Source organism: Kosakonia sp. HypNH10, assembly GCF_029850615.1.
Classification (GTDB): domain Bacteria; phylum Pseudomonadota; class Gammaproteobacteria; order Enterobacterales; family Enterobacteriaceae; genus Kosakonia; species Kosakonia cowanii.
The window spans coordinates 378,301-402,534 of sequence record NZ_JAOTIU010000003.1 but is presented as its reverse complement, the minus strand read 5'-3'; the positions used below and the strand labels follow the sequence as shown (position 1 = coordinate 402,534).

24 protein-coding genes and 1 other annotated feature are annotated in these 24,234 nt (G+C 55.9%); of the genes, 10 read left to right on the top strand and 14 right to left on the bottom strand.

All coding sequences use genetic code 11. The features are described from left to right. The first annotated feature begins 45 nt into the window (after positions 1–45). The 3 genes from N7V53_RS11335 (at position 46) to osmB (ending at position 1,549) form a co-directional block, all read left to right on the top strand. Positions 46–228, top strand: a complete 183-nt coding sequence (locus tag N7V53_RS11335; protein WP_023478666.1) for a hypothetical protein — start codon at positions 46–48, stop codon at positions 226–228. A gap of 88 nt (positions 229–316) precedes the next feature. Continuing rightward, positions 317–1,075, top strand: a complete 759-nt coding sequence (locus N7V53_RS11330; protein ID WP_279793415.1) for a DNA-binding transcriptional regulator YciT — start codon at positions 317–319, stop codon at positions 1,073–1,075. A 255-nt stretch (positions 1,076–1,330) separates the two neighbouring features. Then, positions 1,331–1,549, top strand: a complete 219-nt coding sequence (gene osmB, locus N7V53_RS11325) for an osmotically-inducible lipoprotein OsmB (protein WP_034812242.1) — start codon at positions 1,331–1,333, stop codon at positions 1,547–1,549. Positions 1,550–1,655: 106 nt separating this feature from the next. Here the strand turns inward: osmB and yciH are convergent, their stop codons facing one another. From yciH to pgpB, 5 genes are all read right to left on the bottom strand, one after another. Next, the gene (yciH, locus tag N7V53_RS11320) at positions 1,656–1,982 is read right to left on the bottom strand and encodes a stress response translation initiation inhibitor YciH (protein ID WP_279793414.1); all 327 of its coding nucleotides are present in this window, start codon (positions 1,980–1,982) and stop codon (positions 1,656–1,658) included. Beyond that, positions 1,979–2,719 (bottom strand): orotidine-5'-phosphate decarboxylase, encoded by a 741-nt coding sequence (gene pyrF, locus N7V53_RS11315; protein WP_279793413.1) that lies wholly within the window; start codon positions 2,717–2,719, stop codon positions 1,979–1,981. The genes yciH and pyrF overlap by 4 nt, the downstream gene beginning before the upstream one ends. A gap of 187 nt (positions 2,720–2,906) precedes the next feature. Beyond that, complete coding sequence (gene lapB, locus N7V53_RS11310; RefSeq protein ID WP_023478853.1) at positions 2,907–4,076, bottom strand: lipopolysaccharide assembly protein LapB; 1,170 nt, start codon at positions 4,074–4,076, stop codon at positions 2,907–2,909. 6 nt (positions 4,077–4,082) lie between these two features. Further along, positions 4,083–4,391, bottom strand: coding sequence for a LapA family protein (locus tag N7V53_RS11305; RefSeq protein ID WP_023478720.1), 309 nt, complete (start codon positions 4,389–4,391; stop codon positions 4,083–4,085). A gap of 140 nt (positions 4,392–4,531) precedes the next feature. After that, entirely contained in the window at positions 4,532–5,296 is a 765-nt protein-coding gene (gene pgpB, locus N7V53_RS11300; protein ID WP_279793412.1) for a phosphatidylglycerophosphatase B, read from the bottom strand. Between the two features lie 194 nt (positions 5,297–5,490). Between pgpB and ribA the strand changes: the two genes are divergently transcribed. Further along, entirely contained in the window at positions 5,491–6,078 is a 588-nt protein-coding gene (ribA, locus tag N7V53_RS11295; protein ID WP_023478838.1) for a GTP cyclohydrolase II, read from the top strand. A 33-nt stretch (positions 6,079–6,111) separates the two neighbouring features. Here the strand turns inward: ribA and acnA are convergent, their stop codons facing one another. The 5 genes from acnA to topA form a co-directional block, all read right to left on the bottom strand. Further along, positions 6,112–8,787, bottom strand: a complete 2,676-nt coding sequence (gene acnA / locus N7V53_RS11290; RefSeq protein ID WP_279793411.1) for an aconitate hydratase AcnA — start codon at positions 8,785–8,787, stop codon at positions 6,112–6,114. A 183-nt stretch (positions 8,788–8,970) separates the two neighbouring features. Continuing rightward, entirely contained in the window at positions 8,971–9,069 is a 99-nt protein-coding gene (gene ymiC, locus N7V53_RS11285; protein WP_225975715.1) for a small membrane protein YmiC, read from the bottom strand. Between the two features lie 309 nt (positions 9,070–9,378). Continuing rightward, positions 9,379–9,540 (bottom strand): YmiA family putative membrane protein, encoded by a 162-nt coding sequence (locus N7V53_RS11280; protein WP_076769923.1) that lies wholly within the window; start codon positions 9,538–9,540, stop codon positions 9,379–9,381. 315 nt (positions 9,541–9,855) lie between these two features. Next, entirely contained in the window at positions 9,856–10,830 is a 975-nt protein-coding gene (gene cysB / locus N7V53_RS11275) for an HTH-type transcriptional regulator CysB (RefSeq protein WP_023478728.1), read from the bottom strand. Between the two features lie 180 nt (positions 10,831–11,010). Then, positions 11,011–13,608: a type I DNA topoisomerase gene (gene topA, locus N7V53_RS11270; RefSeq protein WP_094419788.1), complete on the bottom strand. Its 2,598-nt coding sequence runs from the start codon at positions 13,606–13,608 to the stop codon at positions 11,011–11,013. A 393-nt stretch (positions 13,609–14,001) separates the two neighbouring features. On the opposite strand from topA, the gene N7V53_RS11265 reads away from it, so the two are divergent. Beyond that, positions 14,002–14,253 carry a YciN family protein gene (locus N7V53_RS11265; protein ID WP_124968208.1) on the top strand — a complete coding sequence of 84 codons (252 nt, stop codon included), beginning with the start codon at positions 14,002–14,004 and terminating at the stop codon, positions 14,251–14,253. 34 nt (positions 14,254–14,287) lie between these two features. On the opposite strand, the gene sohB is transcribed toward N7V53_RS11265, so the two are convergent. Beyond that, positions 14,288–15,334, bottom strand: a complete 1,047-nt coding sequence (gene sohB, locus N7V53_RS11260; protein WP_279793410.1) for a protease SohB — start codon at positions 15,332–15,334, stop codon at positions 14,288–14,290. A gap of 226 nt (positions 15,335–15,560) precedes the next feature. Between sohB and N7V53_RS11255 the strand changes: the two genes are divergently transcribed. Next, entirely contained in the window at positions 15,561–16,316 is a 756-nt protein-coding gene (locus N7V53_RS11255) for a YciK family oxidoreductase (protein WP_124968206.1), read from the top strand. Further along, a complete protein-coding gene (cobO, locus tag N7V53_RS11250; RefSeq protein WP_279793409.1) occupies positions 16,313–16,903 on the top strand; it encodes a cob(I)yrinic acid a,c-diamide adenosyltransferase in 591 nt (196 codons plus the stop codon). Before N7V53_RS11255 ends, cobO begins: the two co-directional genes overlap by 4 nt. 33 nt (positions 16,904–16,936) lie before the next feature. Here the strand turns inward: cobO and rluB are convergent, their stop codons facing one another. From rluB to rnm, 3 genes are all read right to left on the bottom strand, one after another. Then, the gene (gene rluB, locus N7V53_RS11245) at positions 16,937–17,833 is read right to left on the bottom strand and encodes a 23S rRNA pseudouridine(2605) synthase RluB (RefSeq protein ID WP_054803447.1); all 897 of its coding nucleotides are present in this window, start codon (positions 17,831–17,833) and stop codon (positions 16,937–16,939) included. A 98-nt stretch (positions 17,834–17,931) separates the two neighbouring features. Next, positions 17,932–18,552: an L-threonylcarbamoyladenylate synthase gene (locus tag N7V53_RS11240; protein ID WP_023478797.1), complete on the bottom strand. Its 621-nt coding sequence runs from the start codon at positions 18,550–18,552 to the stop codon at positions 17,932–17,934. Continuing rightward, on the bottom strand, positions 18,549–19,430 hold the full coding sequence (gene rnm / locus N7V53_RS11235) for an RNase AM (RefSeq protein ID WP_094419784.1): 882 nt from the start codon (positions 19,428–19,430) through the stop codon (positions 18,549–18,551). The genes N7V53_RS11240 and rnm overlap by 4 nt, the downstream gene beginning before the upstream one ends. Positions 19,431–19,590: 160 nt before the next feature. After that, positions 19,591–19,686, top strand: a sequence feature (Trp leader region). Between the two features lie 19 nt (positions 19,687–19,705). Between rnm and N7V53_RS11230 the strand changes: the two genes are divergently transcribed. From N7V53_RS11230 to trpCF, 3 genes are read left to right on the top strand one after another with little or no spacing between them, the layout of a single operon-like run. Continuing rightward, on the top strand, positions 19,706–21,268 hold the full coding sequence (locus N7V53_RS11230) for an anthranilate synthase component 1 (RefSeq protein ID WP_279793408.1): 1,563 nt from the start codon (positions 19,706–19,708) through the stop codon (positions 21,266–21,268). Continuing rightward, a complete protein-coding gene (gene trpD, locus N7V53_RS11225; RefSeq protein ID WP_124968200.1) occupies positions 21,268–22,863 on the top strand; it encodes a bifunctional anthranilate synthase glutamate amidotransferase component TrpG/anthranilate phosphoribosyltransferase TrpD in 1,596 nt (531 codons plus the stop codon). Before N7V53_RS11230 ends, trpD begins: the two co-directional genes overlap by 1 nt. A gap of 3 nt (positions 22,864–22,866) precedes the next feature. Next, positions 22,867–24,225 (top strand): bifunctional indole-3-glycerol-phosphate synthase TrpC/phosphoribosylanthranilate isomerase TrpF, encoded by a 1,359-nt coding sequence (gene trpCF, locus N7V53_RS11220; RefSeq protein WP_279793407.1) that lies wholly within the window; start codon positions 22,867–22,869, stop codon positions 24,223–24,225. Positions 24,226–24,234: the final 9 nt, after the last annotated feature.

The window sequence follows — 24,234 nt, the reverse complement described above, 5'->3', positions numbered from 1 at the left end:
TCTGCATCATTGAATTTATTCGTTTTTCGATATGAAGGTGAAGGTATGGCAGAGATCGATGTAAAACAGCTGGCCGGCCGGATCGATACCGTGCTTGATATTCTGGTGGCCGGAGATTATCAGTCCGCTATCCGTAATCTGGAAATTCTGAAGACGGAGTTGCGGGATCTCGATAACAGCGACCAGCCCCCCCACTCAGGCACGCAGAAAACGCCCTGGGAAATTTAAGTAATCTCTTTTCGCCATGACGCGGCAGCCGGGAATGCCACCGCAGTCGTGGCGATTTACATTCGCGCGAAAGATAAAAAGTGTGGCTATGAATTCCCGACAACAACTTATTTTGCAAACGGTCATCGACAAAGGTCAGATGAGCGTTGCCGATCTTGCCCGTATGACCGGCGTTTCTGAAGTGACGATTCGCCAGGATCTGAACACGCTGGAGAAGCAGAGCTATCTACGTCGCACTCACGGGTTTGCAGTGCCGCTCGACAGCGAAGATGTCGAAACGCGGATGCTGACTAACTATGCCGTTAAGCGCGAGCTGGCTGACTTTGCCGCTTCGCTGGTCAGCGCCGGTGAAACAGTGTTTATCGAGAACGGTAGCAGCAACGCCCTCCTCGCCCGCAAGCTTGGCGAGCAGCGGGATATCACCATTATCACGGTCAGCAGCTACATCGCGCATCTGCTTAAATCGGCGCAGTGCGAAGTGATTCTGCTCGGCGGCATTTACCAGAAAAAGAGTGAAAGCATGGTGGGGCCGCTGACGCGCCAGTACATTTCGCAGGTGCATTTCAGTAAGGCCTTTATCGGCATTGATGGCTGGCAACCGGAAACAGGCTTTACCGGGCGCGATATGATGCGCACCGATGTGGTAAACGCGGTGCTGGAAAAAGGGAGCGAGGCGATTGTGCTGACGGACAGCTCAAAATTTGGCGTCGTGCATCCTTATACGCTCGGGCCGGTTGAGCGTTTTCAGCGGGTGATTACAGATGACGCCATTACCGCCGAGGCACAGCGCCAGCTTAAAGAGGCAGGTCTGATTATTGATATTGTTCAAAGCCCATCCATCGCCTGATTCCCTCGCCCGCTAAGGCGGGCTATCTCTCTCTTTTCTGAGACGATTCTGAGCATTTTATTAAGAGTTTTTACCTGGTTTGTTGCGTGCCGCTGCGTAAAATTATTATCAGCGATATAACAGGGAGTAATTATCACTCAGGTGATTGCATTACCCCTGCGCAGCAAGGTTTCACGGAAGATCTTTCAGATTATTTCTAAGACTATACTTAGAGAGCCTCTGATTCCGTGAATCGATTATTCAGGAGAAAGTATGATGATGTTAACAAGTAAAAAAATGGCCGCAGCAGTACTGGCAGTTACCCTGGCAATGTCTTTGAGCGCTTGTGGTCACTGGGATAAACGTTCTCGTAACACCGCGATTGGCGCGGGTGCGGGTGCGCTTGGCGGTGCTGTATTAACAGACGGCAGCACGCTCGGCACGCTGGGCGGCGCAGCAGTCGGCGGTATTATTGGCCATCAGGTCGGTAAATAATTAGTCGGTACTACGGCAAATAAATATCAAGAAATCTACTTTCTTTCAGGTCTGATTTAAAAAATTCGTAAATAAAAGGCCGCGTGAATAACGCGGCCTTTCTTTTTTAGCCACCGGCAAGTTTTACTTTCATGCCTTTTGCTTCCAGCAATGTTTTAAGCAAGTCGCGTTTATCACCCTGGATCTCAATAACGCCCTCTTTCACCGCCCCGCCGCAACCGCATTTTTTCTTTAGCTCGGCCGCCAGTTTGCTTAGCGCCTCGTCATCAAGATCGATGCCGGTGATTAAACAGACGCCTTTGCCTTTACGCCCGCTGGTCTGGCGCTGAATGCGCACAATGCCGTCGCCTTTTGGGCGTTCAACGGGCGCTTTCTCTTCATCAATGCGGCCGGTTTCGGTGGAGTAGACCAGACGGCTGTTGTTATCGCTCATGCTCTCCCCTTGCCTAATGAGGCGTTGATTGCTTTCAGCGTTTGCGCCGGATCGGCAGATTGCGTAACCGGACGACCAATCACCATGTAATCGACACCGGCCTGCAGCGCCTGCTCGGGCGTCATAATCCGGCGCTGATCGCCTGCGTCGCTGCCCTGCGGGCGGATACCCGGTGTGACCAGTTTAAATGCCTGCCCAAGCTCGCTTTTGAAACGCACCGCTTCCTGCGCCGAGCAGACCACGCCATCAAGCCCGCACTGCTGTGTGAGACGTGCCAGGCGTTCGGCATGCTCCGCAGGCGTGGCGGTAATGCCGATATCCTGCAAATCGCTCGCTTCCATGCTGGTTAACACGGTAACCGCAATCAGCAGCGGTGCATCTGCGCCAAATGGCAGCAGCGCCTCTTTAGCTGCGGTCATCATGCGTGCGCCGCCCGAGGCGTGGACGTTAACCATCCAGACGCCAAGATCCGCCGCCGCTTTTACCGCATGGGCGGCAGTGTTGGGAATATCATGGAATTTCAGATCGAGGAAGATATCGAAACCGCGCTGCTGCAACTCGCGCACAAACTGCGGCCCGAAGAGCGTGAACATCTCTTTGCCCACTTTCAGGCGGCAATCGCGCGGATCGATGCGGTCTACAAAAGCCAGGGCGCTGTCGCGGTTGGCATAATCGAGGGCGACAACGACCGGAGAGTCGGTAACCGCGCGGGAAGTCGATAAAGCAGTGGACGTCATGATCAGACCTTCTGAAATGAGGGCACCCGCTCAGGCGCAAAATGGATAAACGGGCAGCATTCTACCTGCGCAGCGAGTGAAATAACAGTTTCCCTTACCTGCAAGGCGCAGATCGCACAGGAGTTGATGAAACCGTTTTAGAAAATCCCACAAGTATGTTGTAACTAAAATGAGGGCTTTTAAAAAATCACTGCCCGTCGAGACCGCGAATCGGTTTAACCGTCGACCAGGCGCGGCAGGATGGGCAGTGCCAGTACATGGTATAGGCCGTAAAACCGCACTTATGGCAGCGATAACGCGGCTTGCTGCGTACCTGCTCGCCAACCATTTCGCGCAGCACCATCAGGCTCTCTTTCGCGCGCCCCTCTTCCGCTTCGTTGAGGTGGTAGTCCATCAGTTTATGGAACACACGCATGGTCGGATGGCGTTGCAGCTGGCGCGTGACGTACCCTTGCGCGGCATCCGCCCCTTCGCGACGCTCAACAATCTCCGCCAGCATCAGCTCGGCGGCAGCACCGGTATTCTCCTCGACGCAACGCTGCAGGAAATCCGCCCACTCATCGGTTTTACCCAATTGCAGATAGCAGGTTTGCAGCATCTCCAGCGTTTCGCTGACCAGGTCTTTATCCTGATCGATCACCTTCAGCAGGCTCTCTACCGCTTTTGCGTAATCGCCGCTGGCCATAAAGACGCGCCCCATCATGATGGAGACGCGCGCGCTGTCGCGATCGGCCGCTGCGCCCTTCTTCAGCAGCGCCATGGCGCGATCCATATCCTCATTGCCCATCTGCTGTAGCGCGAGCTCGCAGTAGAAGTGGGCGATTTCACCGCGCTGCTTATCTTTACCGAGCTTCACCAGCCGCTCGGCGACGTCGATCGCTTTCTGCCATTCGCTGGTCGCCTGGTAGATTTGCAGCAACTGTTGCAGCGCGCTGACGCGAAAATCGGTCTCATCCACCAGTTGGTTAAACATATCTTCGGCGCGATCGTACATCCCGGCCGCCATATAATCGCGGCCAAGCTGCTGCACCGCTAACAGGCGCTGATCGTAAGAGAGGGAGGCGCTCTCCATCAGGGTTTGATGGATGCGGATAGCGCGGTCAACTTCGCCGCGCGAACGGAACAGATTCCCGAGAGTAAGATGCGCCTCAACCGTGCCGGTATCCTCTTTCAACATATCGAGAAAGAGATCGACCGCTTTATCCTGCTGATTGCTCAGTAAAAGGTTAACCCCGGCCACGTATTCACGCGACAAGCGGTTAGCCTCATCCTGTTTAGTTTGTTGAGCATTTCTGCGCCCCATATACCAGCCATAGGCCGCTGCGACAGGCAACAACAGAAACAGCAACTCCAGCATAAAATATTATTCCTTCACCGCCGGCGTGCCGGGCGTAACCGGAACGTCCGCGGCGGGAGCAATCTGCTGCTCGAGGCGTTTGATTTTACGTTCTGCACGTGCGAGAGAGACGCGAACGCGTAACCAGAAGAGACCGCAAATCAGCCAGCCGATCGCGAAGCCGGTAGCAAACAGCACGGCCAGCAGCGTAGAGATGCGATATTCACCCTGTGCGAGGAGATAATTAAACGTGACTTGCTGATCGTTTTGCGCACCAAGCGTAATCGACACGACAAAAATCGCTAACACCAGTAGAAAAATGAGTAAATATTTCACATTACATCCCGTTATGTGGTTCGTGCGATGAATTTATGTGCAACTGACTGCCACAAGCCTTATAAACTACCATTTTAGCGCCCGCCGCGAAATGGGGACGCATAATGTTAATTTCTGATTTGCGGCCAAAATGATGGAAATCAAGTCTCGCTGTCACGCTCAACGATCTCCGGCACCTCTTCCGCTGGCGGCGTGAGCGGCCCGCAGATGCGCTGCGCCAGCCATGTCGCCAGCGTAACCAGAATCCAGGAGATAAGCGTCGCGACGGCTAAATCCCGCGGCCAGTGCATGCCGAGTAACAAACGGCTACCCATCACACTCGTCGCCCAGGCGAGCAAAATCACGATAGTCCAGGTCCTTCTGCGCGGCCACAGCAGCCCGACGCCAAGCAACGCCCAGCTAGCGGCAAACATCGTGTGCCCGGACGGGAAGGCAAACCCGGTCTCTTTTTGCCAGTGGTGGCGTAAAAAACCAGGAATATCATGCTGATTGACGAGCTGCTCTTTTACCAGTGCGCCGCGCTCTTTGCGCTTCAGGCTATAGAACTGATCGGTTGGGATAGCGTGCTCTTTTTCCAGCCATAAGACGAAGGGGCGCGGCTCCTGCACTTGCCCTTTGACGAAGGATTTCACCCCCTGCCCGGCAACAATGGCGCAGCCGAGGATAACAAAGAGCATCAATGCGGCTTTGAGGCGAAAACGTAAGCACCACAGGAACCAGGCGCAGAGCACCACGTGCGTAATAATGCCCCAGGGTTGCGTCACCGTTTCGGTCATCCAGAAGAGTACGCGCAGCCACCAGTGGTTTTGCCCGGGCTCCCAGTGCCAGCCGGAGATCCAGACAGCCAGCGGCATAATTAATAAAATCGCCGCACCGGCGGTTGTTCGCTTAGCTATCGACAGCATCTCATCTCCTTGTGCGTAAGTGACACAATCATAACCGAAAAATGACAGTTTCGCTGAAACGGCGCATTTGTGCGTTTATGCGGTATTCACCGCGCAGATGTAGGCGTCGTCAGGCAGCTTGTGGCAAAATGGCGCGATTCAGAAAACTTACAGGTTAACGGTGCGCGCTGCGCCCAAATAATCCGGAGATTCACATGCAACTTAAACGTGTGGCAGAAGCCAAACTGCCAACCCCATGGGGCGACTTCCTGATGGTGGGTTTTGAAGAACTGGCGACCGGACAGGATCATGTGGCCCTGGTCTATGGTGATATTTCCGGGCAGTTGCCCGTTCTCGCACGTGTACACTCCGAGTGTTTAACCGGCGATGCATTGTTCAGCCTGCGCTGCGACTGCGGCTTCCAGCTTGAAGCAGCGCTCAACCACATTGCCGAAGAGGGCCGCGGTGTCCTGCTCTATCATCGCCAGGAGGGCCGTAACATTGGCTTGCTGAATAAGATCCGCGCCTATGCGCTGCAGGATCAGGGTTATGACACCGTCGAAGCCAACCATCAGCTTGGTTTTGCCGCCGACGAGCGTGACTTCACCCTCTGCGCCGATATGTTCAAACTGCTGGCTGTAGATGAAGTGCGTCTGCTGACCAATAACCCGAAGAAAGTCGAGATTCTGACCGAAGCCGGGATCAATATCGTTGAGCGCGTGCCGCTGATTGTCGGGCGCAATCCGGAGAACGAGCACTATCTCGATACGAAAGCGGAAAAGATGGGACATCTGCTGAAGTAATAAAAAAAGGCCTGCACAAGCAGGCCTTTTTGTTTAGTTGAGCATATTGCGGATCACATAGTGCAGGATACCGTCGTTACGGTAGTACGTCAGCTCTGTCGAGGTATCAATACGGCAGCGGCACGGAATCACCTCTTGCGTGCCGTCGGCGCGCGTTAAGGTCACCGGCAGTTCACCACCCGGTTTGATATTTTGCAGATTGGCAACATCCAGCCGCTCCTCCCCGGTCAGTCCCAGCGTCTTACGCGTGACGCCCTGCGGGAACTCCAGCGGCAGGATCCCCATGCCAATCAGATTCGAGCGGTGAATACGTTCGAAGGATTCGGCAATTACCACACGAATGCCAAGCAGACGCGGACCTTTCGCTGCCCAGTCGCGGCTTGAACCGGAGCCATACTCTTTCCCGGCAATCACCGCCAACGGCGTGCCCTCTTGCTGATAACGCATCGCTGCGTCATAGATAGAGATCACTTCACTACCCGGCAGATGGCGCGTCATGCCGCCCTCCACGCCCGGAACCATCTCATTGCGAATGCGGATGTTGGCAAAGGTACCGCGCATCATCACTTCATGGTTGCCGCGACGGGAACCGTAGGAGTTGAAATCACCCCGCTCCACGCCATGGCTTTGCAGATAACGCCCTGCCGGGCTGTCCGCTTTGATACTGCCCGCCGGTGAGATATGGTCAGTAGTCACTGAATCACCCAGCATCGCAAGGATGCGCGCCCCGTGGATATCCTCAACCGGTTTCGGCTCCGCCAGCATCTCGTCAAAGAAGGGCGACAGACGGATATAGGTGGAGTCATCCTGCCAGCTATAGGTATCGGAACGCTCAACCTCGATCGATTTCCACTCGTCGGTGCCTTCAAACACCTCCGCATACTCTTTGCGGAACATATCCGTTGATACCTGCTCAACTGCGCGCGCAATCTCGGCGCTCGATGGCCAGATATCTTTCAGGTAGACCGGGTCGCCTTTGCGATCGACCCCGAGCGGCTCGGTGGCAAGGTTGATATTCATATTCCCGGCCAGCGCATAGGCGACAACCAGCGGCGGCGAGGCCAGCCAGTTGGTTTTCACCAGCGGGTGGATACGCCCTTCGAAGTTACGGTTACCCGACAGCACTGCGCCCACGGTCAGGTCGCCTTCGCGAATCGCCTGCTCGATAGGTTCCGGCAACGGCCCGGAGTTACCGATACAGGTTGTACAGCCGTAACCGACAAGGTTAAAGCCCAGCTCATCGAGATATGGCGTTAAACGCGCCTGCGCCAAGTAGTCGGAGACCACTTTCGATCCCGGTGCCAGCGACGCTTTCACCCACGGCTGGCGTTTCAGCCCGAGAGTCACGGCTTTTTTCGCCAGCAGGCCGGCCGCCATCAATACGCTCGGGTTAGAGGTGTTGGTACAGGAGGTAATTGCGGCGATCACCACCGCCCCGTCCGGCAGCTCATACTGATGGCCTTTGTGAACATAGCCCACCGGTTTGCGATCTTTCTGCGCGGTGTTAAGTTCCAGCTCGTTGCTGGCGGCAAAAGCTTTTGGTACTTCATTAAGGGTAACACGATCCTGCGGGCGTTTCGGCCCGGCGATGCTCGCCTCGACCTCGCCCATATCGAGCGCCAGCGTGCTGGTGAAGACCGGTTCATCGCCCGGATTACGCCACATCCCCTGCGCTTTCGCGTAGGCTTCAACCAGCGCGACCTGCTCTTCGCTACGGCCGCTCAACTGCATATAGCCGAGCGTAACGCTGTCAATCGGGAAGAAGCCGCAGGTTGCGCCATACTCTGGTGCCATATTGGCGATGGTTGCACGGTCGGCCAGCGGCAGCGAGTCCAGCCCGTCGCCGTAAAATTCGACAAACTTCCCAACCACACCGTGTTTACGCAGCATCTGCGTTACGGTCAGGACGAGATCCGTCGCGGTGATGCCTTCGCCCAGTTTGCCGGTCAGTTTGAAACCGACCACATCGGGGATCAGCATTGATACGGGTTGACCGAGCATAGCGGCTTCGGCCTCAATCCCGCCGACGCCCCAGCCCAGCACGCCGAGTCCATTGATCATGGTGGTGTGCGAGTCGGTGCCGACCAGCGTATCCGGATAGGCAATCCACTCTTTATTCTGCAACTCGCTCCATACCGCTTTGCCCAGATACTCGAGGTTGACCTGGTGGCAAATGCCGGTGCCCGGCGGCACGACGCTGAAGCGGCTAAAGGCTTGCTGGCCCCAGCGTAAGAAGGCGTAACGCTCGTGGTTGCGCTCCATCTCCAGACGCACGTTCTCTTCAAACGCGTCATCGTCACCGAAATGGTCCACGGTGACGGAGTGGTCAATCACCAGATCGACCGGTGAGAGCGGGTTCACTTTGGCGGTATCGCCGCCGAGGCGTTTAACCGCTTCGCGCATGGCGGCGAGGTCAACAACGGCCGGTACGCCGGTAAAATCCTGCATCAATACCCTGGCCGGACGATAGGCGATCTCCCGGTCGGCATGGGCGTTTTTCAGCCAGCCGGCCAGCGCCTGGATATCCTCTTCGGTGACGGATTCACCATCCTGCCAGCGCAGCAGGTTCTCAAGTAACACTTTCAGGGACTTGGGTAAGCGCGAAATATCCCCAAGTTGTTTCGCAGCCAGCGGCAAGCTGTAGTAGTGGTACGTTTTGTTCTCTGCCTGCAACGTGTCCTTACTGGCTTCGCGTAGGGTCGACGACATGTGCTCCTCCTTTATTACAGGGATAGCTTTACCCTGATGCTTATCAGGGTCTGTATTAAAGATAACACAAACATATCGTAACGTTTTGATAACACCCCAAATTGCTACAAAAGGGAAAATCTTACGGGCGGGGATAAGGCGGAGATAATAAAAAACCCCGCCGACGCGAGGTTTTTCAATTCGTTACTGCAGGGCCAGCCAGACCAGTTCACCCCAGATGAGGGCGGAAACCGAGAACGCTGTGAGCCATGACCAATATTTCATACCAAGGTTATTAATCATAAAAATTTACCCCTTGAATCTATTCATCGAAACTGAGTTTTTACTCAATTCATCTATGCTGCGTATTATTTAAAGAGTACAAAAGAGCACGTCAATGAATAGCGGGATAATTCCCCACATTGATCTTGCTGGTATATTTATTGTTTTTTAATGTCGTCTTCAGCAAAGGCGTCAATAAACGCTTTCTGCTGCGGCGTCAGCTTCCAGGAGGCCGGGAGAGCGGTCACAGTTTTGCTTTTTGCTTTTGGTGGCGTGTCATGAAGCTGACACACTCGCTTAACGGGTTCGTATCGACCTGCTATCGCCATTTTACCCCCAAAATTTCCAGACCAGTAACGCAACCACTGCCCAGAACAAGGCAGAGCCAAGAAATACCGCCAGCCAGGCTTTACGCTTCAGCTCAGGGTCCCTTTGCGGCTCTTCACTTCCTGTTGGCATTGCTAACCTCGTACAATCGACATCGCTTATCATTCTGTGCACCAACAATCGGTATTAGTAATCATGGGATGAGACAAATCCTAAAAGAACTTTAGCGGAAAATCCAGTGAATTTACTCACCATTTCCAAAGAAATATTTAATCTTTTGACAACAAATAAATAATTGAAGTAATGGATTTGCAGAGTTGCTATTTAGTTTCTATGTTTGTCGCAAAATAGAGACGGTGCGGATTTGAAATGTGACGTCAATCACTCTGCGAAAGGATTTTATCAGAGTTGATGATAATTCTAATTTAGGTTTAGACGGCATTATGGGTATCTTTTCGGGCGATAAGATACCCGTCGGTATTATTTTTGCGGCAGCTTAATATCTTTAAACATCGCTTCGATGTCGTCATTGGATCGTAACGCTACGGCGGCATCGACCACATCGCGCGTTAAATGCGGCGCAAAGCGCTGAATAAAATCATACATATAGCTGCGCAGGAAGGTGCTGCGACGAAAGCCTATCTTGGTCGTGCTGTGGCTAAAAACACCATCAGCATCAAGTTTCACCAGATCCGGGTCTGATACGGGATCGACCGCCATGCTGGCAATCACCCCTACGCCTAAACCGAGGCGGACATAGGTTTTAATCACATCGGCGTCTGTCGCGGTAAAGACAATGCGCGGCGTTAACCCGGCACGATTGAATGCGGTATCCAGCTCCGAGCGACCAGTGAAACCAAATGTATAGGTCACCAGCGGATACTGCGCCAGCTCCTCAATCGATACGGACTGCTTGGCCGCCAGCGGATGATCCGGCGTCACCACAATCGAGCGGTTCCAGTGATAGCACGGCAGCATCACCAGGTCGTCATAGAGATGCAGCGCTTCGGTGGCAATGGCAAAGTCAGCATTGCCTTTGGAGACCGCCTCAGCGATCTGCGTCGGCGATCCCTGATGCATATGCAACGAGACGCGCGGATAGCGCTCAATAAAGCCTTTAATCACATTTGGCAGCGCATAGCGCGCCTGGGTATGGGTAGTCGCGACGTAGAGTGACCCCTTATCCGGCCAGGTGTGTTCCCCTGCCACCGATTTAATGGCCTCCACTTTGGACAACACTTCCCGTGCAATGCGGATAATCTCCTGCCCGGCTGGCGTCACCTGCGTAAGATGCTTTCCGCTACGGGCGAAGATTTGAATACCGAGTTCATCCTCAAGCATCCGCACCTGTTTGCTGATGCCAGGCTGCGAGGTATAGAGGCCTTCGGCCGTAGAGGAGACGTTGAGGTTGTGGTTGACCACCTCAACAATATAGCGAAGCTGCTGTAGTTTCATGACAGACCATCCGAATGAGGCAAGCGGCGAGCGCTTAAGACGATTTGATAATAAAAAAGAGAAAAACTATAACCACTATATCATTTATAGCTTCTGTGTATAGCGAGGAACTAAGAATAATAACAGATAATAAAAAAGGGCCGGATTATCCGGCCCTTCTCGCTAGGTGCTTGATAGCGATTACTTTTTCGCTTCAGTCCATTTGTTGTCGATATAGAAAGCGGACCAGCCGGTTGCTTTCCCCTCTTTCTCAGAGGCGACGTACTGCTGCTTGGTTTTACGGCTAAAACGCACGATGGTTTTATTGCCGTTCGGATCTTCCTGCGGCGCATCAGCCAGATAGCGCAGCTTCTCCGGCAGGCGATCGCGGAAGCGATAGAGCTCTTCCACCAGCGGCGCGCGGGTTTCGCGCGATTTCGGGAAGGTGTTGGCCGCGAGGAAGACACCCGCCGCACCGTCACGCAGCACGAAATAGGCGTCTGATTTCTCGCACGGCAACTCAGGCAGCGGCACCGGATCTTCTTTCGGCGGCGCGACTTCACCATTGCGCAGGATCTTACGCGTGTTTTTACAGTCGTCGTTGGTACAGGCCATGTATTTGCCGAAACGCCCCATCTTCAGGTGCATTTCAGAACCACACTTTTCACACTCAACGATCGGACCATCATAGCCCTTGATGCGGAACTCGCCCTCTTCGATCTCGTAGCCGTCACAGGTCGGGTTATTACCGCAGACATGCAGCTTGCGTTTCGGATCGATCAGGTAGCTGTCCATCGCCGTGCCGCACTTCTGGCAGCGGCGTTTGGCACGTAGCGCGTTGGTTTCGGCGTCGTCGCCTTCCAGCACGTTGAGTACTTCATTTTCCGGGATCAGGTTGATGGTGGTTTTGCAGCGCTCTTTCGGCGGCAGCGCATAACCTGAACAGCCCAGGAATACGCCGGTGCTGGCGGTACGAATACCCATCTTGCGACCGCAGGTCGGGCAGTCGATGCTGGTCAGCACCATCTGGTTCGGGCGCATGCCGCCTTCTTCCGGATCCTGCTCAGCCTGCTCCAGCTGACGCGAAAAATCGCCAAAGAAGCTGTCCAGCACGCTGCGCCATTCAGCTTCGTGGTTGGCGACGCGGTCGAGGCTATCTTCCATCTGCGCGGTAAAGTCGTAGTTCATCAACTCGCGGAAGTTCTCTTCCAGACGATCGGTTACGATTTCACCCATTTTTTCCGCGTAGAAGCGGCGGTTTTCCACGCGCACATAGCCACGATCCTGAATGGTCGAGATGATCGACGCATAGGTAGACGGACGGCCGATGCCGCGTTTTTCCAGCTCTTTCACCAGCGATGCTTCACTGAAGCGCGCAGGCGGTTTAGTAAAGTGCTGGGCAGGTGTCAGTTCAACCAGCGTCAGCTCATCACCTTTATTAACCGCCGGCAGGGTGCGATCTTCATCGCCCTTACGCAGCGCAGGCATCACTTTCGTCCAGCCATCGAAACGCAGGATACGTCCGCGCGCTTTCAGGCGGAAATCGCCCGCGCCGACGGTGAGCGTGGTGGAGTCATATTTCGCCGGTGTCATCTGACAGGCAACGAACTGGCGCCAGATCAGCTGATAGAGCTTCTGCGCGTCCGCTTCCATATCTTTTAACGATTCGGCCAGCACACTCACATCGGAAGGACGGATCGCTTCGTGCGCTTCCTGCGAGTTCTCTTTGCTGGCGTACTGGTTGGCGTTTTCTGGCAGGTATTTCTTACCAAAATTATCGCCGATATAGCTGCGTACCATGCTGACCGCGTCCTGGCTCAGGTTGGTGGAGTCGGTACGCATATAGGTGATGTAACCCGCTTCATACAAGCGCTGGGCCATCATCATGGTTTTCTTCACGCCGTAGCCAAGGCGCGTACTGGCGGCCTGCTGCAACGTGGAGGTGATAAACGGCGCGCCAGGCTTGCTGCTGGTTGGCTTATCTTCGCGATCGATAACGGTATAGCGCGCTTTTTCCAGCAGGCTGACCGCCGCCATCGTCTGCTCACGGTTGACCGGACGAAAGGCTTTATCCCCTTCGTGGGTCACCTGCAACGGCAGAGTATCACCGCCTGGCGTTGTCGTTGCGGCGTCAATTTCCCAGAACTCTTCCGGAACAAACGCTTTGATCTCGCGCTCGCGCTCTACCACCAGGCGAACGGCGACGGACTGCACACGACCGGCGGACAAACCACGCGCGATCTTCTTCCACAGCAGCGGCGAGACCATATAACCCACCACGCGGTCCATAAAGCGGCGCGCCTGTTGGGCATTCACACGGTCGATATTCAGCTCGCCAGGCGTTTCAAAGGCCTGACGAATCGCATTCTTGGTAATTTCGTTAAACACGACACGGCTGTAGCGTGTCTCATCGCCACCGATCACTTCCCGCAGGTGCCATGCAATGGCTTCCCCTTCGCGGTCAAGGTCGGTTGCGAGATAGATGTGGTCAGCTTTTTCAGCGAGGGATTTCAGCTCGGAAACCACCTTCTCTTTACCGGGCAGCACTTCATAATGCGCGTCCCAGTTGTGCCACGGGTCAATGCCCATGCGGTTTACAAGCGCGCCCCGCTCATCCTTTTTAGGCTTTTTAGCCGGCTTGGTGGCGGTGGAGTCGGCGCTCTTTTTAGGTGCTGAGCCACTGGTCGGCAAATCACGGATATGCCCTACGCTGGATTTCACCACGTAGTCATTACCGAGATATTTATTGATCGTTTTGGCTTTTGCCGGGGACTCAACGATAACGAGAGCTTTACCCATATTCACCTTTACCTATTGTATTCTTCCGGAAATGCGTCGCGTATTGCGTCACATCCACTGATAAACAGTCACTATTGCGGCGGCGTCAAGGGATATCAACCCTTTGGCGTTGCCGGTCACGTGAATAGAGGCATTCAGGTGACTGAGATTTCAGGCTTTTTCATATCAGCGTGGTATAGCAAGACGATAATCCGGTCGAATGTCAAGCAATTCTGTTGCCAGATTGACGAAAGGGTCACACTGTACCTGATAAAATTTGTTAAGCAACTTTATTAGCATGCAAAAACGCATCGCGCCAGGTTAACGAGCCCGTAAGCCCCTCACAAAACAAGGGAAAATTTGCCCCTCACCTTTGCTGGCGGTAAACTTCGACAAAAATTGAGGAGGATGAAAATGAGCGAGACATCTCAACCTATCGATCGTCAGGCGTTGCTTGAGCTGGCGAATCAGCTAATTCGCGATCATGACGACACGCTGGCGGGCATTGAGGCCACCGGTGTGACGCAGCGCAACGGCGTGCTGGTGTTTAGCGGAGAGTACTACCTGGATGAGCAAGGGTTGCCAACGGGGAAAAGCACGGCGGTATTCAATATGTTCAAATATTTAGCCCATGAACTTTCTGAAAAGTACCACCTGATCGACTAAAAAAGAACGCGAGGCCTGAGCCTCGCGTTTTTGTTTACATCATCGGTTTTTGCCCGCGCTGCCACCAGCGCATCAGCAGATGATCAACGCTTTCTGTTGCGCTACCGGTAAAGCGCTCCAGCAACTTTTTACGCTGTTGGTAACGCACGCCAATCGCTTCGTGCTCCTGAATCAGGCCCAGTAACAGCTCATCGCTGGTGCCGACTTCATCCACCAGCCCCTTCTCCAGCGCCTGGCTACCGTACCAGTGCTCGCCGGTCGCCACCTGCTCAATATCAAGCTGCGGCCGCATCTGGCTGACAAAACCTTTGAAGAGATCGTGAGTTTCGTTAAGGTTCTCACGAAACTTCTGCCGCCCCTCTTCCGTGTTCTCACCCAGCAGCGTCAGCGTGCGCTTATACTGCCCGGCGGTATGCAGCTCAATATCAATATCTTTGCTTTTCAGGAAGCGGTTGAAGTTGGGCACCTGCGCCACCACGCCAATGGAGCCAATGATGGAAAACGGTGCGGCGACAATTTTATCTGCCACGCAGGCCATCATGTACCCGCCGCTGGCGGCGACTTTGTCCACGGCAACGGTGAGCGGGATCTGCTTATCGCGCAGGCGTTGCAGCTGCGAGGCCGCCAGACCGTAACCGTGCACCACGCCGCCCGGGCTTTCAAGACGCAGCAACACCTGATCGTTCGGCGTTGCGACGCTCAGCACGGCGGTTACCTCTTCGCGCAGACCGTGCACTTCACCCGCATCCATGCTGCCTTTAAAGTCGAGTACGTAGACGCGCGGTTTGACCGGCTCTTTTGACACGCCCGCCTTCGCCTGGGCTTTTGCCGCTTTTGCATCCGCCTTCAGCTTTTTCTTCTGCGCTTTATGCCACTGCTTCTGCTGGTGAGTATCCATCAGGCCGACGGACATCTCCTCCTGCATCTCTTTATAGTGCTCGTTTAAGCGGGTGATCTTCAGCTCGCCGCGCTGACGTTTGCGCTGACGCAGATTGATGATAAGCGTCATAACGATCGCCACCGCCACCACCACGGTGGCAACTTTGGCTAAAAACAGACCATATTCAGAGAGTAATTCCATGCATACCACCTCGGTGACTTCACTCAATAATCGGCTCAGTGTACATGAGGGGTGCGGGCGCGTCTCGCGCCAGGCGTGCGGCCGCTTCGCCATGTTGCTGAATTTTTTAGCACTCCTTAGGGTAAAGGGTGTGTAACTCTCCCCTTCACCGATTGAAATAGCCGGACGTTTAAGGCATAAAGCCAACACGTGAAGGTGATTACAGGCTGCGGCCTGAGGAGACAGAGTGCACTATCAGCCCAAACGCGACCTGCTAAACGGTCGCATCATTCTTGTCACCGGTGCCAGCGACGGTATTGGAAAAGAGGCGGCATTAACCTACGCCCGCCACGGCGCCAGCCTGATTCTGCTGGGTCGTAATGAAGAGAAACTGCGCCGCGTCGCGCAGCAGGTGAACGACGAAGGCCAGGCCGCGCAGTGGTTTATCCTCGATATGGCAACCTGCACCCCCGAAGATTGCCAACAACTCGCCAGTGAAATCGCAACCACCACACCCCATCTGGATGGCGTGCTGCATAACGCTGGCCTGCTCGGCGACATCTGCCCGATGAGCGAGCAGGATCCGGCCGTCTGGAACGAAGTGATGCAGGTCAACGTTAACGCCACGTTCTACCTCACCCAGGCACTGCTTCCTTTATTACTCAAATCGGACTGTGGCTCGCTGGTCTTTACCTCCTCCAGCGTCGGTCGCCAGGGGCGCGCCAACTGGGGCGCGTACGCGACCTCGAAGTTTGCCACCGAAGGGATGATGCAGGTGCTGGCGGAAGAGTATCAAAACCGGCTGCGCGTCAACTGCATCAACCCCGGCGGAACGCGCACCAGCATGCGCGCCAGCGCCTTCCCGACGGAAGATCCGCAGAAGCTTAAAACCCCGGCCGACATTATGCCGCTCTACTTGTGGCTGATGGGCGATGACAGCCGCCGCAAAACCGGCATGACCTTCGATGCGCAACCGGGCCGCAAGCCGGGGATCGCCCAATGAGCGATGAACGTTATCAGCAGCGCCAGCAGAAGGTGAAAGAGCGCGTCGATGCACGGGTTGCCGCCGCCCAGGATGAGCGCGGGATTGTTATTGTTTTCACCGGTAACGGCAAAGGCAAAACCACAGCGGCTTTCGGCACCGCCACGCGCGCCGTCGGGCATGGCAAAAAGGTGGGTGTGATTCAGTTTATCAAGGGCACCTGGCCAAACGGTGAGCGTAACTTACTTGAACCTTTGGGCGTCGAATTTCAGGTGATGGCCACCGGCTTTACCTGGGACACGCAAAACCGCGAAAGCGATACCGTCGCCTGCCTTGAAGTCTGGCAGCATGCCGAGCGGATGCTGGCCGACCCGGCGCTGGATATGGTGCTGCTGGATGAGTTGACCTACATGGTGGCGTATGACTATTTGCCGCTGGAAAAGGTGTTAACCGCCCTGCAAAACCGCCCGCCGATGCAGACGGTGATCATTACCGGACGCGGCTGCCATCGCGATATTCTCGAGGCGGCGGATACGGTAAGTGAGTTAAGGCCGGTGAAACATGCGTTTGAGGCGGGAATAAAAGCGCAGATCGGCATCGATTACTAGCGATAAAAAAAGGGGCTTGCGCCCCCTTTTTCATTAATCGTTTTTAGTGCGTCCGCCACCCGGGCGGCGATTGCCGCCAGCAGGCTTACCGCCGGTCGGCTGAGCGTGGCGCTTAACGGCGCGACGGATCTGGTTCGCTTTCATGCGACGGCGATCTTTCTCCACCGCGACTTTTGATTGCGTCTCAGCATCCAGACCGACCAGCTCACGCAGGTAGTTAGTCTGCGCCAGATCCAGCTCGGTCCAACCGCCGCGCGGCAGCCCTTTCGGCAACGGAATATCGCCGTAGCGTACGCGGATAAGACGGCTCACCTGCACACCGACCGCTTCCCACAGGCGACGCACTTCGCGGTTGCGCCCTTCGGTCAGCGTAACGTTGTACCACTGGTTAATGCCTTCCCCACCGCTGAATTTGATGGTCTTAAACGCTGCCGGACCATCCTCCAGCTGCACACCGCGCGACAAATCGCGCAGCTTCGCGTCATCCACTTCGCCAAACACGCGCACGGCGTATTCGCGCTCGACTTCGCGGCTCGGGTGCATCAGGCGGTTCGCCAGCTCACCGTCGGTGGTGAAAAGCAGCAGACCGCAGGTGTTGACGTCCAGACGACCGACGGCAATCCAGCGCGCACCGCGCAGTTTCGGCAGACGGTCAAACACCGTCGGGCGCCCTTCCGGATCGTTACGGGTGCAGAGCTCGCCTTCCGGTTTGTAATAAGCCAGTACGCGGCAGATCTGTTCGACGGACTCTTTCACCGAAATGAGATGACCATCGATACGGATTTTCAGCCCCGGAGTGACCTCGACGCGGTCGCCCAGCGTGGCGATTTTGCCATCAACGCTGACGCGGCCTGCCTGGATAATAGTTTCGATTTCACGGCGGGAGCCGTGGCCGGCCCGCGCCAGCACTTTCTGTAGTTTCTCGCTCATAGAGCATCCTTTATGTCGCCTTCACAGGCGTCGAATAGGGTCATCAGCCCGGCTTAAGCCGCGTCTGAAATGGCCGCGTAGTATAGCGACTTGCGCCGCTATAAGAAAGGCCTAACGTCACCGACGCCTTCACGGATCACCACCGGCGCAGCGTCGGTCAGATCGACCACCGTCGTCGGCTGCTGGCCGAGATAGCCGCCGTGAATCACCAGATCCACCAGCTTCTCCAGCCGATCTTTAATTTCATCGGGATCCGACTCGGTAAACTCGCTGCCCGGCAGCATCAGCGACGTCGAGAGCATCGGCTCATTGAGCGTCTCCAGCAGCGCCAGCGCAATCGGGTTCGACGGCACGCGCAGGCCGATAGTTTTACGTTTCTCCTGCAACAGGCGGCGCGGCACCTCTTTGGTCCCTTTCAGGATGAAGGTGTAGTTGCCCGGCGTGTTGTTTTTGATCAGGCGAAACGCCACGTTATCGACGAACGCGTAGGTGGAGAGTTCCGAGAGATCGCGGCACATCAGCGTAAAGTTGTGGCCGTCCGGCAGGTGACGGATGCGGCAAATACGCTCCATCGCCCCTTTATCTTCAAGTTTGCAGCCCAGCGCGTAGCCGGAGTCGGTGGGATAGACGATAACGCCGCCTTTGCGCACGATATCGACGGCCTGGTTGATTAAACGCGGCTGCGGATTATCTGGATGAATATAAAAAAACTGACTCATACAACCCTCTCTGTGTTGTTCTGCGGCTGCTCCCACGCCGACCAGACGCCGTCGACGCCCGCCGGAAGCCAAAGTTTGCGTCCCAGTTCAATCCAGGGACAGGGCTGATGGAAATCAGACCCCTGTGACCCTAACAGACCGAACTGACGGGCATACTCCGCCAGCTGGGTTCGCTCATTGGGAGCCTGCTGGCATTGGGCGACTTCCATCGCCTCACCGCCGCATTGAGCAAAATGCGCCAGCAGTCTCTTAAGCCATTTGGCAGAAAGATTATAACGCCCCGGATGGGCCATTACCGCCGTCCCGCCAGAATGATGAATCACATCAATGGCTTGTTCTATTGTACACCACTGCGGCGGAACGTAACCCGTTTTGCCACGGGCGAGATACTTTTTGAAAACATCGGCCATATTGCCCGCTTTACCCTGCTCAACCAGGAAGCGGGCGAAATGGCCGCGCGTCACATTCGCGCCCTGCGCCAGACGCATCGCCCCTTCCAGCGCGCCGGGAATATGGGCTTTCTCCAGCCGCTCGGCGATAAGCTTTGCGCGCTCGGTGCGGCGCTGGGATTGCTGCTCAAGAAAATCACGCATTGCCGGGTGGTCGATATCAATATTCAGCCCAACAATGTGGATCTCGTGGTTTTCCCAAAGCGTTGAGATCTCCACCCCGCTGATTAAATTGAGATCCAGCCCGGCGCGGGCAATTTCAGCACGGGCAGCAGGAATGGCGTCGGTAGTGTCGTGATCGGTGATCGCCAGCGTGCCGATGCGCATCTCGACCGCGCGGTGCACCAGCGCCTCGGGGGAAAGCAGGCCATCGGAGGCGAGCGTGTGGCTGTGAAGATCGTAAATAATGGCGTAATTCGTGTCGCTCAAAGCGGCTCCGCTAATTCATCAAACTGCAATTTGTGACCTATCATAACGGGTAGCACACATTTTCTGAATTCATGGTTGACTTTCTTTTCATGAACCAGTTAACTAGTACGCAAGTTCACTCGACAACGGTATCGCAAAAATGAATGCACATCTCTTTAACAATCGCTGGTGGCGCACTCCCTGTTAAGGGCTTTGTGATCACGTGCGCATTCAGCATACCGATACCAGGCCCGCTTTTTTCAGCGGGCTTTTTTTTGAACAAATTAATGAGAGCGATGCAGATGCAAAAACCAGCACTCGACCTTCTGACCACCCAGGCGCGTTACCACAGCAACCCGACGGCGCTGTTCCACCAGTTGTGTGACGCCCGTCCTGCAACTCTGCTGCTTGAATCCGCCGACATCGACAGCAAAGACGATCTCAAAAGCCTGCTGCTGGTCGACAGCGCACTGCGCATTACCGCTTTAGGTGACACCGTCACGCTTACCGCACTGACCGCTAATGGTGCCGCCCTGCTGACACTGCTTGATACCGTACTGCCTTCAGGCGTTGAAAACCACGTGCTGGAAAATGGCCGCGAGCTGCGCTTCCCGGCGGTCAGCCAGCTACTTGATGAAGATGCCCGCCTCTGCTCGCTCTCGGTGTTTGATGCGTTTCGTCTGCTACAGGGGCTGGTTGAACTGCCGGCCGATGAGCGTGAAGCGATGTTTTTCGGTGGCCTGTTTGCCTATGACCTGGTAGCGGGTTTTGAAGATCTGCCGGAGTTGAAGCACGACCGCAACTGCCCGGACTACTGCTTCTATCTCGCGGAAACCTTACTGGTGATCGACCACCAGAAAAAAGAGACGCGCATTCAGGCGAGCCTCTTTACCCCGTCTGCGAATGAAAAAGATCGCCTGCTGCAACGCGTCGAGACGCTGCGCCAGCAGCTGGATGCGCCCGTTACGCCGCTGCCGGTAGAAACCGTTGAACATATGCAGTGCGACTGTAACCAGAGCGATGAGGCGTATGGTGATGTGGTGCGCAAAATGCAAAAAGCGATTCGCGCCGGTGAAATTTTCCAGGTCGTGCCGTCGCGCCGCTTCACCTTGCCCTGCCCGTCGCCGCTGGCCGCGTATGAAGTGCTGAAAAAGAGCAACCCCAGCCCCTACATGTTCTTTATGCAGGATGCGGATTTCACGCTATTCGGCGCGTCGCCGGAGAGCTCGCTGAAGTATGACGCCAGCAACCGCCAGATCGAGATCTACCCGATTGCCGGAACGCGCCCGCGCGGGCGTCGCGCCGATGGTTCGCTGGATCGCGATCTCGACAGCCGTATTGAGCTTGAGATGCGTACCGACCACAAAGAACTCTCTGAACACTTGATGCTGGTCGACCTGGCACGTAACGACCTGGCACGTATCTGTACGCCGGGCAGCCGTTATGTGGCGGATCTGACGAAAGTCGACCGTTACTCCTATGTGATGCACCTGGTCTCCCGCGTGGTGGGCGAGCTGCGTCACGATCTCGATGTGCTGCACGCCTATCGCGCCTGTATGAATATGGGCACCCTCAGCGGCGCGCCAAAAGTACGCGCTATGCAGCTGATTGCCGAAGCCGAAGGCACGCGTCGCGGCAGCTACGGCGGCGCGGTGGGTTACTTCACCGCCCATGGCGATCTCGATACCTGCATCGTCATCCGCTCCGCGTGGGTGGAGGATGGTATCGCTACCGTTCAGGCCGGTGCAGGCGTGGTGCTGGATTCCGTTCCGCAGTCTGAAGCCGATGAAACCCGTAACAAAGCCCGCGCGGTTCTGCGCGCTATTGCCACCGCCCACCACGCACAGGAGATTTTCTGATGGCTGACATTCTGCTGCTCGATAATATCGACTCCTTTACTTACAACCTGGCGGATCAGCTGCGCGCAAGCGGACACAACGTGGTGATTTACCGCAACCATGTTCCGGCTCAAACCTTAATTGACCGCCTGGCAACCATGCAAAACCCGGTGCTGATGCTCTCACCTGGCCCGGGCGCGCCTTCTGAAGCGGGTTGCATGCCGGAACTGCTGACGCGTATGCGCGGCAAACTGCCGATCATCGGCATCTGCCTTGGTCACCAGGCGATTGTCGAAGCCTATGGCGGTTATGTCGGCCAGGCCGGTGAGATCCTGCATGGTAAAGCTTCCAGCATTGAACATGACGGCCAGGCGATGTTTGCGGGCCTCAGCAACCCGCTGCCGGTTGCCCGCTACCACTCGCTGGTTGGCAGTAATATTCCGGCCGGGCTCACCATCAATGCCCATTTCGATGGCATGGTGATGGCGGTGCGTCATGACGCCGATCGCGTTTGCGGCTTCCAGTTCCACCCGGAATCGATTCTCACCACCCAGGGCGCGCGCCTGCTGGAGCAGACGCTGGCCTGGGCATTACAGAAGCTTGAACAGGCAAACACGCTGCAACCGATCCTTGAAAAACTCTATCAGGCCGAGACGCTGAGCCAGCAGGAGAGCCACCAGCTCTTCTCTGCGGTGGTGCGCGGTGAGCTGAAGCCGGAGCAACTGGCGGCGGCTCTGGTCAGTATGAAGATCCGCGGCGAACAGCCGCAGGAGATTGCCGGTGCGGCGACTGCCCTGCTGGAAAATGCGGCACCCTTCCCGCGCCCGGAGTACGCCTTTGCCGATATCGTTGGCACCGGCGGGGATGGCAGCAACAGTATCAATATCTCCACCGCCAGCGCTTTTGTCGCCGCCGCCTGCGGCCTGAAGGTGGCCAAGCACGGCAACCGCAGCGTCTCAAGCCGTTCTGGTTCGTCGGATCTGCTGGCGGCGTTTGGCATCAATCTGGATATGAATGCGGACAAATCCCGCACGGCGCTCGATGAGCTCGGCGTCTGCTTTCTTTTCGCACCGAAGTACCACACCGGTTTTCGCCACGCGATGCCGGTTCGCCAGCAGCTAAAAACCCGCACACTGTTTAACGTGCTCGGGCCGCTGATTAACCCGGCGCACCCACCGCTAGCGCTGATTGGCGTCTACAGCGCGGAGCTAGTGCTGCCAATTGCCGAAACCCTGCGCGTGCTCGGTTATCAGCGTGCGGCGGTAGTGCACAGCGGCGGAATGGATGAGGTGTCGCTGCATGCGCCAACCGTGGTTGCCGAACTGCACGACGGGGAAATCAGGAGCTATCAGTTAACGGCGGCTGACTTCGGCCTGACCGCCTATCATCAGGAGGCGCTGGCGGGCGGCACGCCGGAAGAAAACCGTGACATTCTGACCCGCTTATTACAAGGTAAAGGCGAGCCTGCTCACGAGGCTGCCGTCGCCGCCAACGTCGCCATGTTGATGCGGCTGCACGGCAAAGAAGATCTGAAGGCTAACGCGCAACAGGTACTGGACGTCCTGCACAGCGGGGCCGCTTACGACAAAGTCACCGCACTTGCGGCAAGAGGGTAAACAATGCAGACCGTTTTAGCGAAAATCGTCGCCGACAAAGCTGTATGGGTTGCGGCGCGCAAGGAGCAACAACCGCTGGCCTCTTTTCAGAACGAGGTGCAGCCGAGCACACGCCACTTCTATGATGCACTGCGTGGAACACATACCGTGTTTATCCTCGAGTGCAAAAAAGCGTCACCCTCGAAAGGGGTGATCCGCGCAGATTTTGACCCGGCGCGCATTGCGGATATCTATCAGCATCACGCCTCGGCGATTTCGGTGCTGACCGATGAGAAATATTTCCAGGGGAGCTTCGACTTCCTGCGTATCGTCAGCGACATCGCGCCGCAGCCGGTGCTGTGCAAAGACTTTATTATCGATGCGTATCAGATTTACCTGGCGCGCTACTACCACGCCGATGCCTGCCTGTTAATGCTCTCGGTGCTGGATGATGAGCAGTACCGCCAATTGGCCGCCGTGGCGCACAGCCTTGGTATGGGCGTGCTGACAGAAGTGAGTAATGAAGAGGAGCTGGAGCGCGCGGTGGCGCTGGGCGCTAAAGTTGTCGGCATTAATAACCGCGATCTGCGCGACCTCTCCATCGATCTTAATCGCACCCGTGAACTGGCCCCTCGTCTTGGCGCTGGCGTCACGGTAATTAGCGAGTCTGGCATCAACACTTATGCGCAGGTGCGTGAACTGAGCCACTTTGCCAACGGTTTCCTGATTGGCTCTGCGCTGATGTCTCACGACGATCTGGATGCGGCGGTAAAACGCGTTCTGCTGGGTGAAAACAAAGTGTGCGGCCTGACCCGCGCCGAAGATGCGCAGGCGGCGTATGACGCCGGAGCCATTTACGGCGGGCTGATTTTTGTGGCCGCCTCGCCGCGCGCGGTAAACGTTGAGCAGGCAGAAAAAGTGATGCAGGGCGCGCCCCTGAGTTATGTTGGCGTGTTCCGTAATGCTCCAGCCGACGAGGTTGTGGCGACCGCAGCTAAACTTAAGCTGAGTGCCGTTCAGCTGCACGGCGATGAAGATCAGGCCTACATCTCCGCCCTGCGCGCGCAGCTTGGCGAGCAGACGCAAATCTGGAAAGCCCTGAGCGTCGGTACCACTCTGCCGCCGCGCAACCTTGAGCACGTCGATAAATATGTGCTGGATAACGGCCAGGGCGGCACGGGCAAAAGTTTTGACTGGTCCCTGCTGACCGGCGAAACGCTCGACAATGTGCTGCTGGCTGGCGGACTGGGCGCGGATAACTGCGTACAGGCGGCGAAAGCTGGCTGTGCCGGATTAGATTTCAATTCTGGCGTAGAGTCGGAGCCGGGTATTAAAGACGCCAGCAAACTGGCCTCGGTGTTCCGTACGCTGCGTGCATATTAAGGAAGCAAG